This window comes from Streptomyces sp. NPDC039465 (assembly GCF_055639315.1).
The window spans coordinates 1-925 of sequence record NZ_JBVKAP010000012.1 but is presented as its reverse complement, the minus strand read 5'-3'; the positions used below and the strand labels follow the sequence as shown (position 1 = coordinate 925).

Annotated in this window: 1 rRNA gene and 1 pseudogene; both read right to left on the bottom strand. The window is 68.2% G+C overall.

The window, feature by feature from the left end:
• Positions 1-593, bottom strand: a pseudogene (locus ACZ7LT_RS30065) (hypothetical protein); the annotation flags it as partial.
• A gap of 241 nt (positions 594-834) precedes the next feature.
• Positions 835-925 (bottom strand): 5S ribosomal RNA (gene rrf, locus ACZ7LT_RS30060); the annotation flags it as partial.

Below are 925 nucleotides of genomic sequence, written 5' to 3'. Positions count from 1 at the left end.
GTAGCCACCACGACCCCGGTCGTCGTCACGACGGAAGGACGGACGCTCATCACGACGGTCATCACGCGGCCGCTCGTCACGACGGTCGTCCCGACGGAACGAAGGACGGTCGTCACGGCGGTCGTCACGGGGGCGATCGTCACGGCGGAAGCCGCCACCACGGTCGTCGCGACGGGGGCCACGGTCGTCACGGGGACGCTCGTCACGACGGTCATCGCGCCGGAAGGCCGGCCGGTCGTCACGGCGGCCGTAGCCACCACGACCCCGGTCGTCGTCACGACGGAAGGACGGACGCTCATCACGACGGTCATCACGCGGCCGCTCGTCACGACGGTCGTCCCGACGGAATGAAGGACGGTCATCGCGACGGTCGTCGCGGCGGAAACCGCCGCCACCACCACGGTTGTCGTCGCGGCGGAAGCCACCGCCACCACCACGGTTGTCGTCACGGCGGAAGCCACCGCCACCACCACGGTTGTCGTCACGGCGGAAACCGCCGCCACCACCACGGTTGTCGTCACGGCGGAAGCCACCGCCACCACCACGGTTGTCATCGCGGCGCGGGCCGCTGTCGTCACGACGGAAGCCGCCACGGTCGCGATCGTCGCGACGGGGCCCACGGAAGCCGTCCCGCTCGCCACCGTCCCTACGACGAGGCTCGCGCTCCGGACGGTCGTCGGAGGAGTTGGGGGACATGGGCATGGCTCCTGTCTTCGGGTACCGCTGTCATTCTCGCGCAGTCGGCGATCCGACGCGCTTCGGAAAAATACATGCAAAAACAAAAGGACCCCTGGTCCCAGCGTGAACGCTGAGGACCAAGGGTCCTGAAAGATTGTTCGGCGGCGTCCTACTCTCCCACAGGGTCCCCCCTGCAGTACCATCGGCGCTGAAAGGCTTAGCTTCCGGGTTCGGAATGTAACCGGGC